17 protein-coding genes and 1 tRNA gene are annotated in these 16,757 nt (G+C 61.2%); 11 read left to right on the plus strand and 7 right to left on the minus strand.

What is annotated here, in order from left to right; translation table 11 throughout:
• Positions 1–20: 20 nt before the first annotated feature.
• The 4 genes from radA to I6E73_RS03190 are packed head-to-tail and all read right to left on the minus strand — an operon-like array spanning position 21 to position 3,734.
• Complete coding sequence (gene radA / locus I6E73_RS03175; protein WP_197106545.1) at positions 21–1,376, minus strand: DNA repair protein RadA; 1,356 nt, start codon at positions 1,374–1,376, stop codon at positions 21–23.
• Between the two features lie 31 nt (positions 1,377–1,407).
• Positions 1,408–1,722: a metal-sensitive transcriptional regulator gene (locus I6E73_RS03180; protein ID WP_197123079.1), complete on the minus strand. Its 315-nt coding sequence runs from the start codon at positions 1,720–1,722 to the stop codon at positions 1,408–1,410.
• A 2-nt stretch (positions 1,723–1,724) separates the two neighbouring features.
• A complete protein-coding gene (locus I6E73_RS03185) occupies positions 1,725–2,027 on the minus strand; it encodes a rhodanese-like domain-containing protein (RefSeq protein ID WP_197123081.1) in 303 nt (100 codons plus the stop codon).
• 51 nt (positions 2,028–2,078) lie between these two features.
• Complete coding sequence (locus I6E73_RS03190) at positions 2,079–3,734, minus strand: FAD-dependent oxidoreductase (protein WP_197123083.1); 1,656 nt, start codon at positions 3,732–3,734, stop codon at positions 2,079–2,081.
• 174 nt (positions 3,735–3,908) lie between these two features.
• On the opposite strand from I6E73_RS03190, the gene I6E73_RS03195 reads away from it, so the two are divergent.
• The 9 genes from I6E73_RS03195 to I6E73_RS03235 all read left to right on the plus strand — a co-directional run bounded on the left by I6E73_RS03195 (position 3,909) and on the right by I6E73_RS03235 (position 11,547).
• Positions 3,909–4,487 carry a hypothetical protein gene (locus tag I6E73_RS03195; RefSeq protein WP_197123085.1) on the plus strand — a complete coding sequence of 193 codons (579 nt, stop codon included), beginning with the start codon at positions 3,909–3,911 and terminating at the stop codon, positions 4,485–4,487.
• Between the two features lie 36 nt (positions 4,488–4,523).
• Positions 4,524–4,613 (plus strand) — tRNA-Ser (locus I6E73_RS03200).
• Between the two features lie 235 nt (positions 4,614–4,848).
• Positions 4,849–5,766 (plus strand): ribokinase, encoded by a 918-nt coding sequence (locus I6E73_RS03205; RefSeq protein ID WP_197123087.1) that lies wholly within the window; start codon positions 4,849–4,851, stop codon positions 5,764–5,766.
• Positions 5,763–6,764, plus strand: a complete 1,002-nt coding sequence (locus tag I6E73_RS03210; protein WP_197123089.1) for an ABC transporter permease — start codon at positions 5,763–5,765, stop codon at positions 6,762–6,764. The genes I6E73_RS03205 and I6E73_RS03210 overlap by 4 nt, the downstream gene beginning before the upstream one ends.
• A gap of 90 nt (positions 6,765–6,854) precedes the next feature.
• Positions 6,855–7,883, plus strand: coding sequence for a substrate-binding domain-containing protein (locus I6E73_RS03215; RefSeq protein ID WP_197123091.1), 1,029 nt, complete (start codon positions 6,855–6,857; stop codon positions 7,881–7,883).
• Positions 7,883–9,457 (plus strand): sugar ABC transporter ATP-binding protein, encoded by a 1,575-nt coding sequence (locus I6E73_RS03220; protein ID WP_231600534.1) that lies wholly within the window; start codon positions 7,883–7,885, stop codon positions 9,455–9,457. The genes I6E73_RS03215 and I6E73_RS03220 overlap by 1 nt, the downstream gene beginning before the upstream one ends.
• 29 nt (positions 9,458–9,486) lie before the next feature.
• Positions 9,487–9,942, plus strand: coding sequence for a D-ribose pyranase (gene rbsD, locus I6E73_RS03225; protein ID WP_197123100.1), 456 nt, complete (start codon positions 9,487–9,489; stop codon positions 9,940–9,942).
• Positions 9,943–10,012: 70 nt separating this feature from the next.
• Positions 10,013–10,723 carry a deoxyribose-phosphate aldolase gene (gene deoC / locus I6E73_RS03230; RefSeq protein ID WP_307784209.1) on the plus strand — a complete coding sequence of 237 codons (711 nt, stop codon included), beginning with the start codon at positions 10,013–10,015 and terminating at the stop codon, positions 10,721–10,723.
• Between the two features lie 71 nt (positions 10,724–10,794).
• A complete protein-coding gene (locus tag I6E73_RS03235; RefSeq protein ID WP_307784210.1) occupies positions 10,795–11,547 on the plus strand; it encodes a GntR family transcriptional regulator in 753 nt (250 codons plus the stop codon).
• A 163-nt stretch (positions 11,548–11,710) separates the two neighbouring features.
• Here I6E73_RS03235 and I6E73_RS03240 read toward each other — a convergent pair whose 3' ends face one another.
• On the minus strand, positions 11,711–11,953 hold the full coding sequence (locus I6E73_RS03240; RefSeq protein WP_197123102.1) for a hypothetical protein: 243 nt from the start codon (positions 11,951–11,953) through the stop codon (positions 11,711–11,713).
• Positions 11,950–12,948, minus strand: coding sequence for a TerC family protein (locus I6E73_RS03245; protein WP_197123104.1), 999 nt, complete (start codon positions 12,946–12,948; stop codon positions 11,950–11,952). The genes I6E73_RS03240 and I6E73_RS03245 overlap by 4 nt, the downstream gene beginning before the upstream one ends.
• Positions 12,949–13,315: 367 nt before the next feature.
• Between I6E73_RS03245 and I6E73_RS03250 the strand changes: the two genes are divergently transcribed.
• Complete coding sequence (locus I6E73_RS03250; RefSeq protein ID WP_197123106.1) at positions 13,316–14,668, plus strand: cell wall-binding repeat-containing protein; 1,353 nt, start codon at positions 13,316–13,318, stop codon at positions 14,666–14,668.
• 42 nt (positions 14,669–14,710) lie between these two features.
• On the opposite strand, the gene I6E73_RS03255 is transcribed toward I6E73_RS03250, so the two are convergent.
• Complete coding sequence (locus I6E73_RS03255; RefSeq protein WP_197123107.1) at positions 14,711–15,337, minus strand: TetR/AcrR family transcriptional regulator; 627 nt, start codon at positions 15,335–15,337, stop codon at positions 14,711–14,713.
• Positions 15,338–15,393: 56 nt separating this feature from the next.
• Here I6E73_RS03255 and I6E73_RS03260 point away from each other — a divergent pair, with 56 nt between their 5' ends.
• Positions 15,394–16,755, plus strand: coding sequence for an NAD(P)/FAD-dependent oxidoreductase (locus tag I6E73_RS03260; protein WP_197123109.1), 1,362 nt, complete (start codon positions 15,394–15,396; stop codon positions 16,753–16,755).
• The last annotated feature ends 2 nt before the right edge of the window (positions 16,756–16,757 follow it).

The raw sequence follows: 16,757 nt of genomic DNA on the forward strand, positions 1-16,757 counted from the left end.
GAGGGACGTGACTCGTCGGCTCAGAACTCGGGGATGTGCACGCGTTCTTCGGTCGCCCCGGCGAAGGCCAAGCGGAGGGCTTCGCGAACGTGGGCAGCGTCGGCATCAATGACCGTGTCGAAGCCCAGCCGTGCCGCTTCTGCCAGTCGCTGTTTCGCTGACGATGCTGGCCGAATTTCGCCGGCCAAACTGATTTCGCCGACGACGGCCATCGTGGCGGAGAACGCTTTGTCTTTGTAGGCACTGGCGATTGCCAGTGCAATCGCGAGATCCGCTCCGGGTTCGGTGACGCGGATGCCACCCACCGTCGACACATAGACATCGAATGTCGATAGGGGAATACCCGCTCGCCGCTCAAGCACCGCGAGCAACATGGCCACTCGTGAGGCATCGACGCCGTTGACGACGCGACGCGGTTGGGGAGCCTGAGACTTCACGATGAGCGCCTGCACCTCAACGGGCAGGGCGCGCCTGCCCTCGAGGGCGATGGTGACGCACGTGCCACTCACGGGTTGGCGGGCGTGGGAGAGGAAGAGCCCGCTGGGGTCGGAGACTTCGGCGATTCCTTCGCCGGTCATCTCGAAGCAGCCGACTTCTTCGGTGGAGCCAAAACGGTTCTTGTGGGCGCGGACAAAGCGCAGCGCCGTCTGGCGGTCGCCTTCGAACTGGAGCACGACATCCACGAGGTGTTCGAGCAGTCGTGGGCCCGCAATGGTGCCGTCTTTGGTGACATGGCCAACGAGCAGGATGGGCAGGTTCTGGTCTTTGCTAACCCGGATGAGCGTGGAGGCCACTTCGCGCACTTGCGATGGCCCGCCAGCGATACCTTCGGTTGCGGCAGAGGCAACAGTTTGCACGGAGTCGACGATTACGAGTTGTGGCTTGACGTGATCAATCTGACCGAGGATCGTGCCGAGATCGGTTTCGGCGGCCAAGAACAGCGAAGGGTGCAGGGCGTTGGTGCGTTCGGCGCGCAGGCGAACTTGGCTGACCGACTCTTCGGCCGTGACGTAGAGAACACGCTGACCGGATGCCGCAGCCCGCGATGCCACTTCGAGCAGCAGCGTTGACTTGCCGACGCCGGGCTCGCCGCTCAACAGAATGGCAGCGCCGGGCACGACGCCACCGCCGAGCACGCGGTCGAACTCCGCGATGCCGCTCGGCCAGTGCGCAACGGACTCGGCACCGATCTCGGTGATGGAGCGTGCGCCGCTCGTGTCAGAGACGGCAACGGTGGCCACACGCTTGGTGATGCCTGTTGCTGCGCCCGCATCGGTCACGGTTCCCCACTGCTGGCATTCGCCGCAGCGGCCCACCCATTTGATGCTCGTCCAGCCGCACTCGGTGCAGCGAAAATTACTTACAGCTCGGGCCATACCTCAACCCTAGGCGGCACGACCGACACCGCTAGGCGAGAGTGAGGAACAGTTTCTCGATATCTGCCGGGGACATTCCATCGTGGCTGCCCTCGCCATCCGCATCATCCGTCGAGCATGATTGCAGGGCATTCGCGATGATCATGAAGCCAGCGCGATCGAGTGCCTTGCTGACGGCAGCGAGTTGCGTCACGACGTCTTTGCAGTTCGACTCGGCTCCCATCGACTGGATGAGGGCGTGCAGTTGACCTTCGGCGCGCTTGAGGCGGTTCATGACCTTGCGCATCGCTTCGGGGTCGTGCCCGGTAGCGGCATCCGTGGAGGCAGCGACTTCAGAGGTGGTCATGACTAGTTGCCTTTCGTAACGGGTAGGCCAGCGGTGCGCCAAGCGGAGGTTCCGCCCTCGATGTTGACGGCGTCGAAGCCTTGGGTGTTGAGCCATTCGACGGCCTGAGCGCTGCGGCCGCCGCTTTCGCAGATGACGTAGACGGTCTCGTCGCGGTCGAGTTCTTCGACGCGAGCGACGAGTTCTCCGAGCGGAATACTTGCGGCCTTTGGCGCATGCCCCGAAACGTATTCGACGGGTTCGCGCACGTCGATAACGACGGGGTTGGTGAGTTCAGAGAGGGTCTGGGCTGTAACGGTGTTCATAGGGATTCCTTGGGGGTGAAGTGGGTCAGGTGGTTACGAGTGAGTGGTGGGTTACGCGTTCGCGGCGAGCCACGTGCGGTAGCCGCCATCGAGGTTGACGGCGTCGATTCCGTGCTGGGTGAGGATGCGCACGGCGGTGTGGCCGCGCTGTCCGACCTGGCAGTGCACGATCACGCGGCGGTCATCGAGTTCACCGAAGCGGCTGCGCAAATCGTCGAGCGGGATGTTGACGGCGTGCGGGATGGCACCGAGCGCGAACTCGGCGGGGGTGCGAACATCCACTAGCAGGGTGCCAGCCTCAAGCTCGGCGTCAATCTCGTGCCACTGAATCGAGGCGCTGAGGTTGTCCCGCAGGTTCTTGGCGACGTAGCCGAGGTGGTTGATGGGGTCTTTCGCTGAGCCATACTGCGGCGCATAGGCGAGTTCGAGGTCGGCGAGAGCACTCGCAGTGAGGCCGACGCTCGTGGCGGTGGCGAGCACATCCATCCGCTTATCGACACCCTCGCGTCCGACAGCTTGGGCGCCGAGGATGAGATCGGTGGCGGCGTCGACGATGAGCTTGAGCGACAGCGATTGAGCGCCGGGGTAGTAGCCCGCGTGAGAAACCGGGTGGGTGTGAATCACGCGAATGTCGCGACCGGCAGCACGAAGCGCGCGTTCGGTCGAACCGAGGCTGGCGGCAGTGAGATCGAAAACGCCGACGATGGCGGTGCCCAGTGCTGGCTTCGAGTGCGCCTCATCCCCGGCGAGAGTATCGGCAAGATAGCGGCCGTCACGGTTGGCCGGCCCGGCGAGCGCAACGAGTTCGTGCTCGCCAGTGATGGCCCCGACCTTCTCGGCAACATCGCCGATCGCATAGATATGGGGTGCGCTGGTCTGATACCCAGCACTGACCCGGATGCCACCCGTTGGCCCCGTAGCGAGGCCAGCGTGCACGGCGAGCCCGTTGTCGGGTCGAACCCCTACGGCCGCAACGACGAGGTCTGCGGCAACGCTGGAGCCGTCGCTGAGCTGGACGGAGGTGTCATCCATCGCGATCGCTTCGGCGCCGAGGTGGAGGGCAACACCGTTCTCGCGCAGGTGCGCTTCAATCGGGGTCACCATTTCGGAATCGAAGGTTGCCAGAACGTGGGCGGGGCGCTGCACGAGCGTGACGCTAAGCCCGCGCTTGGCAAGGTTCTCGGCCATCTCGATGCCGATGTAGCCGGCACCCAAGACGACGACGTTCGCGGTCGCCGGGTCGAGGGCGTCGAGGGAGGACTGGAGGAGGTCGACGTCTTCGATATTGCGCAGCACGAGCATCCGCTCACTGCCGGGGATAGCGGGGATGACCGCGCTCGCGCCCGTTGCAATGACGAGCTCGTCGTAGCTTTCGGTGCTGATGGTGTCGTCGACGTGGTTGTGCACGGTGATGCTGCGTTGGGTGGGGTCGATGGCGGTGACGTTGTGGTTCACGCGCACGTCGAGGCCAAAACGGCTGCCGAGGCTGGCGGGGGTCTGCAGGAGAAGTTCGTCGCGGTCGGTGATGACGCCGCCGAGGTAGTAGGCAAGGCCGCAGTTGGCGAACGACACGTGACCGCTGCGCTCAAAGATGACGATCTCGGCGTGTTCGTCGCGACGGCGCATGCGGGTGGCGAAGGACATGCCGGCGGCAACTCCGCCAATGACGAGGATGCGGCGGGTGCGGTGCGTGGGGGAAGTGCTCATCAACCAAGCATACCTAGGGGGGTATGCGGGCCCCACTCTATTGGGGTAACTAGAGATCCGCTGAGCGCGAAATGGGTGCGAGAGAGGGCGCGCCGCAGTCCTCGATCGTTTTTGAGGAATGCGCGACTTATGGATGCTTCCCGCCTACGATGAGGGAGCGAACAAGGGAGCACCGTGGCGAAAGACAAAAACATTGACCCCCGATTCGACCCCGTTTTTCAGCGAGGTTATGCAGCAGGGGAGGGCGGCCAGCGCGAAGAAAACACCCGTGCCGCCCGCAACGTCGACAGCTATCGTCAACCTGGTCCCGCCACCGTGGTGCCGCCGGCTCCGCGATTCCCTACCGACGATCGCGCCACAGCAGCGGCAGCGACCGCTACCATCTCCGCCCGGGAGCTTGACCCTTCGCCGGCCAGCGGCAACACTCATCCCCCGGCGGACCCGCAGTCACAGTATCTGGATGACGCGGCCGCATCCGCTGCCCCCGTCGCGACCCGCACGCCAACAAGTCTCGCCCGCAACCCCTGGATCTACGTTCTCTGGGCGGTGGGCGGTGGTCTCATGGCAAGCGGCGTCGGAGGGCTGTGGTGGGCGTTCAAGGGGCTCTATGGTCGCGGCACCATCAACGAAAACAGCTGGGAGCTGTTCAACCTCGCTCAGGTCGCATCACCGATCTGCATCACCGCTGGCGCATTCTGCGTAGCAAGTGCCCTGCTCGTGCACTGCCTCAACTGGATGCGCCGCAACCCGTGAACGCACGTCACCGATATCTGTACTAAACTCTCTCCCGGTACCGTGTCCGAGCGGCCGAAGGTGCAACTCTCGAAAAGTTGTGTGCGTGAAAGCGCACCGTGGGTTCAAATCCCACCGGTACCGCCAGCAAAAGCCCCGCATTCCTTGTGAATGCGGGGCTTTTTCGTGTGCGTGTGCGCGTGCGCTGGCGCCGTGGTGCAGGGTCAGCCTGGTTCCAGGCCACCTCAGTGTGTGCCTGCGAATACTGAGCAAACTATCTCTTCCGGTCGATTGTGATCGCTGGATTGACTTCCGTAGTGGTGCGACCCTATGCTCGTCATGTTCATAGTTGTCTAGGTACATAGAAGTACGGTCTAAATCAATGAAGATTTCAGTTGTCGGTAGCTACGGCGTCGGTCTGACGATGCGCGTCCCGAGAGTTCCCGCCCCAGGCGAGACCGTCTCCGGTGGAACGTTCGACGAAGGCCCCGGCGGAAAAGGGTCGAACCAGGCCATCGGCGCAGCGAGGCTTGGCGCAGAGGTAGCCTTCCTCACCGCCATCGGCGACGACGCGTTCGGTGCGTCGGCTCGTTCGCTCTGGCGTGCAGAAGGAGTAAACGCAGATCACGTGATCACCGCATCGGGGGCAACGATGGTTGGCTTCATCCTCGTTGATCCCTCTGGCGAAAACTGCATCTCCATCGCTCCCGGTGCACTCGACGAACTCGATGAGACTTCGGTCGAACCCTTCCGAACAGCGATCGCTGATTCCGACATTGTGGTGGTCTCGATGGAGATCCCGTTGTCGGCTGTGGAAGCGGCTTTGCGCATTGGGCGTGAGGCGGGGACCCGCACGCTTCTCAACCCGGCACCAGCCCAAAAGCTCCCTGATGAGCTGTGGCCGCTCATTGATGTCATTACTCCGAATCAGACCGAAGCTCCCGTGCTGTTGGGTCTCGCGCCCGATCACGGGCTCACGGACGAAGAACTCGTGGACGCGCTGCGTGGACGCACGGGGGGCGTCGCAATTCTCACCCGCGGTGGTGCTGGCGCGCTTGCCTCCGACGCAGACGGGACTATCGAAATTGCGGCACGCACTGTGGAAAAGGTCGTTGACACCACCGGTGCGGGCGACTCATTCACCGCGGCGCTCGCTGTAGCGCTTGCTGAAGGCCGTGTGCTTTCCGAGGCTGCCGCTTTTGCTGCGGCCGCAGGCGCCCACGCAGTCACTATTGCGGGTGTCATTCCCTCACTTCCCACACGTAGCCAGCTGGATTCAACGATTGGATCAACCCGATGACCGCATCGACACTGAGCGCGCCGCGAGCACGCTTCGACTTTCGAAAGCTCCTCCACGCGCGAGAATCCGGAGTTTTCGCCGCGCTCGTGCTGCTCTTCATCCTTGGCACAGTGCTGTCCCCGAACTTTGCACAGTCCGGAAACCTGCTGTCTGTCGGGCAGCAGATTTCCCAAATCGGCATCATGGCGATTGGCGCAACGTTCGTCATCGTGAACGGTGAGATTGACCTTTCTGTGGGTTCAATTTACGCACTAGCCGCTGTCTCAACGGGTATGGCGATTGTGGCGGGAATGAGCTGGCCTGTAGCGTCCTTGATCGGCCTTGCCGTTGGAGCGTTCGCTGGTCTGCTCAACGGTCTTGCCGTCGTGTTGCTCGGTGTCCCGTCATTTATCGTGACGCTCGGCAGCCTGAGCGTGTTCCGAGGAGTGACGCTGTTGATTTCGGACGGCGCCCCCATTTCGTTGAGCGCGAAACTGCCTGGCGTTACCGAGTTCTCGCTGCTGGGTCAGGGGCGGCTCTTCGGAGTGGTTCCCATGCAGTTGTTGATCTTCGCCGCTGTCGCTGCTGTCGGAGTCATTTTGCTGTCTCGGTCGCGCCTTGGCTTCAACACCTACGCGGTCGGCGGCAACCAAGAGGCTGCTCGCCTCGTCGGAATCAATGTGAAAGCAGTCAAGCTCACTGCCTTCGTGCTCTCGGGTCTCACCGCCGCGATTGCCGGAGTGCTCGGCCTCTCCTTCCTCTCCTATGTTCAGGGAGTTACGGGAACCGGGCTCGAACTCACGGTGATTTCGGCCGTGATTATCGGTGGTGCTGCACTCTTCGGTGGTTCCGGAACGATGTGGGGAACCATCATCGGTGTCATCTTCATCGGACTGCTGCAGAACATCCTGAATATCAATGGCATCTCGTCGTTCTGGCAGACCGTCGTCACCGGTCTTGTGATCGTCGCAGCAGTCGCTGCCGATACCTGGCAGCGCAAACGCAAAACCAAGGCGTGAAATATTGCGTCTTCCCCTAGCTGAGCGGCTTACCACCTGCGCTCAGCGCAACAGCAAGAAATCCATCAGGACACAACCAAAGGAGTATTGATGTCCATTCGCACTAAGGCTCACCGCCTACTCACAGCAGGCGCAGTCCTTGCCACCGCTGCACTCGCACTCAGCGGCTGCGGAGCAATCACCGCAGCCAACGAAGGCGCGAGCGCAGACGGAAGTTTCGAACTCGCCGGCTACATTCAAGAACGAATCGACAATGGCGACGAGCTGCGTATCAAGCTCAGCTACCACGACCCGTCGTTGGCATTCGCAACTCCAATCAGCGAAGGCATGGAGCGTGCAGGTAGCGACCTCGGCGTAGACGTGCAACTCGTCGGACCCACCGGAGGCGATGCAGCAAAGCAGGTCTCTGAGCTTCAGACGCTCATTCAGCAAGAGGCTATTGACGGTCTTGCTGTCTCCTCCGCGTCGAGTGACGCACTCAAGCCTGTGATCGCGCAGGCTTTTGCTGCAGGCATCCCGATCATTTCCTTCAACACGGACAACCCCGACTCCCAACAAATGGGCTTCGTGGGCCAGGACCTCCGAGGATCAGGACAGTCTCAGGCTGAAGAACTCATCACCCAACTCGGTGACACCACGACCGGCAAGGTCGTAGTTTTCTCGCTCGACACCGGTGCAGGCTGGTCGAACGAACGATTCGGTGGATTTGAGGCTGGCTTCGAAGGTAGCGACCTCGAGCTCGTCGGCCCCGTAAACGTTGGCAACGAACCCAACGCTGCGTACAACACAGTTGAGTCGACCATGGCTGGACTCTCGGATGTCGTAGCCATCGCTGGCCTCGATTGCTGCTCAACAACGGCAGCCGCGCAGTGGGTAGAGCAGTCCGGAAACACAGGAAAGATCACGACCGTCGGCTTTGACCTGCTGCCGTCGACCGCCGAGTTCGTAGAGAACGGTGTCATCACTTTCACGATTAGCCAGAACCCCTCCGAGCAGGGCTACCAGGCAGTAAAGATCCTGTATGACTTCCTGACCGAAGGCACCGCGATCACCGGTGTCGACACGGGCGCCGAGTTCATCACGCAGGACAACCTGAGCGAAGCGACGGTAGAGGGCTAATGGCTACGCTCCCTCTGCCCGACGATTCAGGCCCCACTATGAGTAAGCAAATGACTCCGCCCCCGGCAGTTACCATCCGAGGACTCAGCCGAAGCTTCGGCCCAGTGCGTGCTCTCGAGGACGTGAGCTTCGATGTACCAGTCGGCGAAGTAACCGCGCTCCTCGGCGAGAACGGCGCCGGAAAGTCAACACTGCTCAAGATTCTTGCGGGCCTGCAACCGCCGAGTGGAGGGAGCGTTTCCTTCTTCGACCGAGAGGTCACCGCATTCAGCCCCAACACGATGCTTACCGAACACAGTGTCGCAATCGTCCCTCAAGAGCTCTCGCTCCTACTGGACCGCACGGTTTCGGAGAACATTCTCGCGGGCGTCGAACCCGGAAACAGACTGTTCCCGTCACAGCGCGCAATGGTGCAGCGGACAATTGCTCTGCTCGATGAACTCGGGTTGCGGATTGATCCGCGGATGCCGGTTCGTGAGCTCGACATGGCGACCCAGCAGCTTGTTGTCGTCGCGCGTTCGATCGCGAGAGGCTGCCGCGTGCTCATCCTGGATGAGCCAACGGCTATGTTGACCCCGGCAGAGTCCGATCGGCTTTTCGCGCTGATGGCACGGCTGAAGGCTGCGGGGACGACACTCGTCTATGTTTCGCACCGCATGCCCGAGGTTTTCGCGCTCGCGGATCAGATCGAAGTTCTGAGAGACGGAAAGCACGTTGCCTCGTGGCGTGCCGACGAAACCACACCGCAACGGGTTGTTGCGGCGATGGTGGGTCGCGAGCTGAGCGAACTCACCACTCGTGCTCAATCGGGCGCACGCCCGATTCCTGCATCCGGAGCCGTCCCAGCGATTGAAATTAAAGAACTCAGTGGAACCCGCCACTCTTCCATCAGCTTTGAACTCCACCCCGGTGAAATTCTCGGAGTCGCAGGGCTCCCTGATTCGGGGCGCGTTGAATTGCTGCAAAACATCTTCGGAGCCACTAAAGGGACCGGCGGGACCGTCAGCCTAGGGGGAGTGCCCTATGCGAACCGCACTCCCAGCGCGAGCATAGAAGCCAAGTTGGCCTTTGTGCCGGGCGAACGACGTGCTCAGGGCTTGCTCTCAACGATGAGCGTCGGGGACAACATCGGAGCTCTCACCGTGCGGGCGTTCACGCGACTCGGCCTTATCCGACGCCGTGCGTTTGATCGCGGGGCTAACGAACGAGCTCAAGCGCTCCGCGTTAAGACCGCAACGATCGACCAGCCGATCACCAACCTCTCGGGCGGTAACCAACAAAAGGCAATGCTTGGCCGTTGGCTCGCGATCGATCCACAAGTTTTGGTGCTCGATGAACCGACGCGTGGCGTGGACGTGGGAGCGAAGTCTGAAATCTACGAGCAGTTGTTCGCCCTAGCTGCCGAGGGAGTCGCGATCCTGTGTTCGTCCTCCGACTTGCCTGAACTCCTCACCATCACAGACCGCATCGCAGTCCTTAGCGAAGGGCGTTTAGTCGGAATTGTCGATACAGCGTCTGCCACTGAGGAATCGATCATGACCCTCGCCACTGGCGCTGTTTCGACAGCAGCTTAACCGCACCACCCCACATCGAAAGGAATCACATGAAGCGCAACGGCATTCTGAACGCCGAACTCAGCGGTGCTCTGGCCACGCTCGGGCACACGGACCTCATTCTGGTGGTCGACGCCGGATTTCCGATCCCACGGACGGCCCACCGCATTGACCTCGCTATCGCCGAGAATCTTCCCGACCTTCGAACGGTCATTGGATTGATCGCTGACGAAATCGTCGTCGAGGGTGTTGTGCGGGCTGATGACGTGACAACCAACAACCCACGACTTGATGGATGGCTCCACGAGCGCTTCAACACGGCCGACTTCACGAGTCGCCCGCACTCCGAGATGCTCAAGGAAATCGCCGAACAGGCCAAGGTCATCGTGCGCACAGGTGCGTTCGAGCCTTGGGGAAACATCGGCCTGTTCTGCGGCGTCGACGTGCCGAAATGGTTCGGCGGCGACGGCGTCATCGCCCCTGATTACTACGCATCACAACTCTGACCACGGCGCAGAAGCGCCACAGTGTCGCCCCATCAATGGTGCCGACAACACGCAATAGAAAGAGAAACAAGTGTCTGAAACTGTTACCACCCCTGAGCTCATGCTCACCCCTGCTGAGATGGCTCCGTACATTCAGCACACCAAGATCGAGGTCGGATCCACTCGCGACGAGATGATCGCCCACGCTCGGGAAGCCGTCAAGTATGGGTTCAATGCCGCTATGGTTCCTGCATCATGGGTTCCCTTGGTCGCAGCCGAACTCGCTGGCACCGGCATCCAGATTGCATCAGCCCTAGATTTCCCCAGTGTTGGCGTAATGACGAGTGCAGGCAAGGCGGCTGAGGCTGCAGAGATCGCGCGTCTCGGAGCAACCCAGCTCGACATCGGGGTGCAGATCGGATGGCTGAAGAGTGGAATGTACGACGAGTTCCGCGAAGACATTGCTGGAGTCGTTCGGGCCTCGGGCATCCCCGTCAAGGTAATGCTGGAACTGCCGTTGTTGACGGATGCGGAGAAGGATATTGCGGTCGAACTCTCCATGGATGCGGGAGCTGCCTACTTGAAGAACGCCAGCAGCGGGCAGATCGAAACTGCAAACCCGGAAAGCGTTCGTTTTCTCGTTGAGCGTGCCCGACCAGGCGTTCTAGTGAAGGCCTCAGGTTCGATCAAGAGCTACACGCAAGGCCTGAACTTGCTGCGTGCCGGCGCGGTCCTGCTCGGCACCAGCGCTGGGATCGAAATTCTTCGGGACGCCGGAGACGAGAACACCGTCAGTTATTGATCAAAGATCACCGTCCCGATTGCGCAATGCGTCGGGACGGTGGTATTCATTACTTAAGCTAAGGGAGTTCCGTGACCACCACGTTGAGTGAAGTGATCAATCGCGATGCCCCAACCGCCATTCACGTTCAAATTTCTGAGGGAATCCGGGCACGAATTCTGTCCGGAGAGTGGCCAGCGCACTACCGCCTCAAGAGCGAGCCAGAATTGGCTAATGACTTGGGGGTAAGCCGAGGCACCCTGCGACGTGCAATCACAACACTCATCGAAGAAGGGCTCCTTCGACAGGTGCGTGGTCGAGGCACTTTCGTGATCTCGACGACGATCGAGCCCGCGATCGCTCAGAAGCTGAGCACGCTGTCTGAAGATTTCGCACATCAAGGAATTGTGGCGACGACCAAGGTGCTTGAATGCTCGCTCGAAACCCCGCCGGCGCCTGTCGCGGCGCTCCTCGAGGTCCCGCAGGGGGGCTCTGTTCTGAAGCTAGTTCGTCTTCGTAGCGCTGAGCGCGGGCCGCTGGTGCTCCTGTACAACTATGTGCGCACTGACTTGGCAAACGGCATTGAACTCGTCGACTTTGAGGAGAAAAGCCTCTTTGGCACCCTCGAAGGAACGTATGGGTTGAGAATCGCCTCTGCCCGGCGCACCTTCAGCGCACAACCGGCTGAAGGTGACGTTGCGGACCATCTCAACCTCGAAGTAGGTGCGCCGGTGCAGTACCTTCAACAGGTCACGTACCTATCGGATGATCGACCGGTCGAATACTCAGACGTGTGGATACACAGCGGGCGTTTGCAGATGACTTCCCTCCTCTCGCGTCGCTAGCCCAAGTTCTCCAGCGAGGATTTCATCGAACGATAGTGAGAACTCTGTCGGCGATTACTGATGCACCGTGGGTTCACATCCCACCGGTACCGCCCGCAAAAGCCCCGCATTCTTGTGAATGCGGGGCTTTTGCGTGCGCGGGCGCTGGCGCCGTGGTGCAGCTCTAGAACTGAGGCTTGTTGCTCGGACGGTTGGGGTCGTCATCGCGGAAGGGCAGCGCGGCAACTACCAATGCCGGAATAAGGAACCCCATGGCGAACGATAGCCAGAAGAACGATCCGAAGCTGCGGTCTTTGCGCTTGGCTGAGCCGGCGACCAAGAACGAGATGAAGAGGTTCAGCAGAAAAAGGCCGCCAAGAATTAGGGAGTAAACGAGGTCATAGGTTGCCGGAAGTAATGGGTTCACGTCGCCACACTATCGACCTCGGCGAGTTCGTCTTCGGTCGCCATCCGGAATCCGCCGCCCGCGGGGGTCTCGATCGCGTGGCGGGGCTGGCCGCGCGTGGCCCACAGGCTCGCGCCGATCGACGTGGCCAGGATAACGAAAATCACACCGAGCGACAGAGTCGTCGAGATGTAATACACGTCGAGCAGGAGCATCTTGATTCCGACCCAGACGAGCAAGAGCGCAAGACCGATCTTCAGATAGATGAAACGGTGCATAAGGTCGGCGAGGAGGAAGTACATTGCCCGCAGGCCTAGGATCGCGAAGGCATTGGCGGTGAACACAAGGAACGCTTCGTCGGTGACGGCGAAGATGGCCGGGATCGAGTCAACGGCAAACACGATGTCGGTGATCTCGACAAGAACCAGCACGGCCAACAGCGGGGTGGCAAGCAGAACGCCCGCCTTGCGCACGACAAGTTTCTGGCCGTAGAAGGCATCCGTCATGGGTACGCGCCGACGGAAGATCTTGAGCACAACAGACTTCTCCGGGTTGTAGTGATCGTGGCGTTTGCGAAGCATCTGGATTCCCGTAAACACCAAGAAGGCGCCGAATACGTAAAGCACCCACGCGAAGCTACTGAGCAGTGCTGCACCGGCCGCGATGAAAATGCCGCGGAAAACGAGAGCGCCAATAACTCCGAGAAACAGCACCCGGTGCTGAAACTGGGGCGGTACTGCGAAGGCCGTGAAAATGATGGCCCAGACGAAGACGTTATCGACGGCGAGCGACTTCTCGATGACGAAGCCCGCGAAGTACTGCTGGCCAAACTCGGCACCAAATAGCCACCAGATGATGAGACCAAAGGTCACGCCGGAGGCGACCCAGACGACCGACCACGCTGCAGCTTCGCGCACGCTGATGACGTGGGCGGTGCGATGGGCGATCAGGTCGATGGCGAGCATCACGAGGATGACGCCGACAGCGGCGAGCCAAGCCCAGACGGGAACGTTCATGAAACAACTCCAGAATGTCAGAAATTCTGGAGGTCTCGTCGAGCCCTTTCAGGCCCTAGCTGCACCGGGCCATGATGACACGACCGTAGTGACGATGAGCTTCGCGGGGACTACTCCCCTCCGTGCCCATAGCTTAAGCGGATTCCGGTATGCCCCACAAGGAATCTCTCGACGCATTCGGCGCTTTCGCAGCTTGCGGCGCGCCGAGGATCAGCGAGGGGCTCGATGAGCGCCCGAAGATGAAAGGGCCCCCCTTTTAGTCCCCGCAAGTGGGGACTATACGTGCGCCGGGGGCTCGCGTAGCGTTCCTGAGGTGGGGAAAACCGGGGGGTTTCGAGCGCGGCGCACAGTCGTCCGCGCGTTTGGCATGCTTGCGATCGTTGGGGTGTTGGCTTCTGGCCTAGCGCTTTCAACACCATCGCCAGCCGAGGCAGCAGGCGAGAGCACGATCCTCAGCCTGGTGAATGAGGCGAGGGCGGCTGAGGGGCTTGGGCCGCTGAAGCTCAACTCTTCGCTGAGTTCGGTGTCATCGAAGTGGGCGTACCAAATGGCCGCCAACGGTGAGATGACTCACAATCCTTCCTACTCGAGCCAGATCCCTAGCGGATGGACCCGAGCGGGCGAGAACGTTGCCCGCGGTTGGCCGTCAGCCACCGCCGTGCACGACGCGTGGATGAACTCCGCGGGTCACCGAGCGAACATCATGGGCGACTACACCGATATCGGTATCGCTTTCGTGACATCCGGTGGAACCACCTGGGCAGTCGAAAACTTCGGTAAGTACGGGGCAAGTGTTCCTGCTCCTGCGGCTCCGGAAGGCGTCGAGCGTTTGTCCGGCTCAGACCGCTACTCCACCGCGGTCGCCATTTCTCAGGAATATGAGCCTGGCGTTGACGTCGTTTATGTCGCCACGGGATCGAACTACCCGGACGCACTCAGTGCGGCACCGGCAGCGGCTAATCAAGGTGGGCCCCTTCTGTTGACCCCCGCCAGCAAGCTTCCGAGTTCTGTCCGCGCTGAGATTCAGCGGCTTCAGCCTGAACTTATCGTCGTAGTTGGCGGCTCTAGCGTCCTCCCGAACAGTATCTATTCAGAACTGTCAGCTCTCGCCCCGAACATTCGGCGCGATGGTGGTGCCGACCGTTACGAAACCTCTCGCATCGTGATCGAACGCGCCTTCCCGGGCGAGACTGAGACTGCCTATTTCGCTACCGGATCGAACTTCCCTGACGCATTGAGCGCAAGTGCCGCCGCCGGAAACTCGGGAAGCCCCGTTTTCCTCATCCGTGGCAAGGGGACTGGAATCGACAGCGCCACTGCGGCTCTCATTGACAAACTTGGCGTGACGGAAGCAGTTATCGCTGGCGGAACCGGGGTTGTCTCGGTGGTAATGGAAAACTCGCTTGGCAAATTACTGGGAGCAGATTCAGTCGTCCGGTATTCGGGAGCAAACCGCTACTCAACCTCGGACGCGATCAACAGCGGGAGCTTCAGCGTAGCGCCGAAGGCATTCTTTGCGGTCGGAACCGGATTCGCGGATGCCCTTGCTGGTGCCGCGCTCGCCGGAATCAGCTCAGCGCCGCTCTACGTTGTACCCGGCAATTGCGTGCCCGATTACGTGGTGAGCAACTTGAACGACTACGACACCACAAACCGAGTTCTTTTGGGCGGTACTGGTGCGCTGGGAAGTGGGGTCGCCTACATGACCCCCTGCAAGTAGCAGCACTCGAACTAGCTTCGCCCGGATGGCGAGCACGCAGCGTTAGCGCGCTGCGGGCTCGCCATCTGTCGTTAACGAGATGTCGAGCATGTCTTCGAGGGTTTCGCGCACGAGTGACTCTCGGGTTTCGCGGGTGCGGAAGTTCACAAGTTGGTACGCCGAGGTGGCATCAACGAGGGCGAAGAGCACGAGGGCGGCGCGCTCCGGGTTAACTGGGGCGAACTGCCCGGCATCCTGACCGGCGCGGATGATCCTGATGGCGAGCGCATGCCAGGAATCCATTGACTGGCGAGCGGCTTCGGCGAGCGACTCGTTGCGGCGGCCGAGGCTCCACGCATCGGTCCAGACTTCGCCGACGTTATCGCGCGCCGGGTCTGCGATGGCCTCAATGAGCGCTCGAATCTGAGCGAGGGGTTCGGCTGGCGCAAGAGCGTAGCGCTCGACTTCGGCGATCTCATTTTCTGCAATCGACGCGAAGGTCGAAGCCACTAGTGCTTCCATGTTGGGTTCGTAGTGCGTGATGAGCGGGGCGGTTACTCCGCAGTGGGCGGCGAGGTTGCGCAAGGAGATCGCGGCAAGTCCCCGGGTGAGGGCGATGGTTGCTGCCGCGTCACGAATTTCGGATGCTCGCTCGGTGGCGTTTCGTCGTCGAGTTGTGCCTGCTGCCATCCTCGCAGTGTAGCCGTTCTTGACTCTTATTGAACAGGTGGTAAATAATGGAGGGTATGAACACCTTTAACCGCGACGTTGTCATCGTCGGAGCCGGCGCCACAGGCCTTACCGCAGCACGGGCTCTCGTTCGCGCGGGCAAGAGCGTCATCGTGCTCGAAGCTCGCGACCGCATTGGTGGTCGTCTCTGGACGAACGACATCGACGGCCAGATGTATGAGATCGGCGGCCAGTGGGTTTCGCCTGACCAAACCGCTCTCATCGACACGCTCGCCGAACTCGGGCTCGAAACCTATTCGCGCTACCGCGAAGGCGAGAGCGTCTACGTCTCTCGCGACGGTGTTGCGCGTCGCTTCACCGGAGACATCTTCCCGGCCGGCGAAGCAACCGAAGCCGAGATCACCCGACTGATTACGGTGCTTGACGGCCTCGTGGCTGAGCTCGACCTTCAGGCTCCGTGGGAGCATCCGCTGGCCGCAGAATTTGACCGCATCTCGTACCGCAGCTGGCTAGAAAGCCGGAGCGCGGATGCCGAAGCTGTCGACAACATTGCGCTCTACGTTGCCGAAGCAATGCTCACCAAGCCCGCCCACTCGTTCTCGCTGTTGCAGGCTCTGCTCATGGCAGCCAGCGCAGGCAGCTTCAGCAACCTCGTGGATGCCGACTTCATCCTCGATAAGCGCGTGGTCGGTGGGCTTCAGCAGGTTCCGCTGCTCATGGCCGACGCCCTGGGTGGCGACGTCGTTCGCCTTTCGCAGCCCGTTCGCCAGATCGAATGGGACGCCGCGGGCGCGACGGTCACGAGCGACGAACTCACGGTGCGCGCGCAGCACGTGATCGTTGCCGTACCGCCGAACCTCTACGACCGCATCGACTACGTTCCTGCCCTTCCACGGATGCGCCAGCAAATGCAGCAGCACTCCTCCCTCGGTCTCGTCATCAAGGTGCACGCGACCTATGCGACCCCGTTCTGGCGCGCGGCCGGGCTTTCCGGTACAGCCTTTAGCCCATACCAAATCGTGCACGAGGCCTACGACAACACCAACCACGGCGAAGATCGCGGCACTCTCGTGGGCTTTGTGTCGGGGGAGAAGGCCGACGAACTGTTCACGCTTGATCCTGCCGACCGCAAGCAGCGCATCCTCGAATCGCTCGCTACCTATTACGGCGACGAAGCATTGACCCCCGCCGTGTATTACGAAAGCGACTGGGCCTCCGAAGAGTGGACCCGCGGCGCCTACGCCGCAAGCTTCGACCTCGGCGGACTCACGCGCTACGGCGCGCTGCAGCTTGAGCCGGTTGGTCCGATTCAGTTCGGCTCCAGCGACCTCGCGGCTGAAGGCTACCAGCACGTTGACGGTGCTATTCGGGTGGGGCAGCGGTTGGCATCCACCATTATTGAAACGGCGAAAGGCTAGCC

This window comes from Salinibacterium sp. SWN248 (assembly GCF_015864575.1).
Classification (GTDB): domain Bacteria; phylum Actinomycetota; class Actinomycetes; order Actinomycetales; family Microbacteriaceae; genus Rhodoglobus.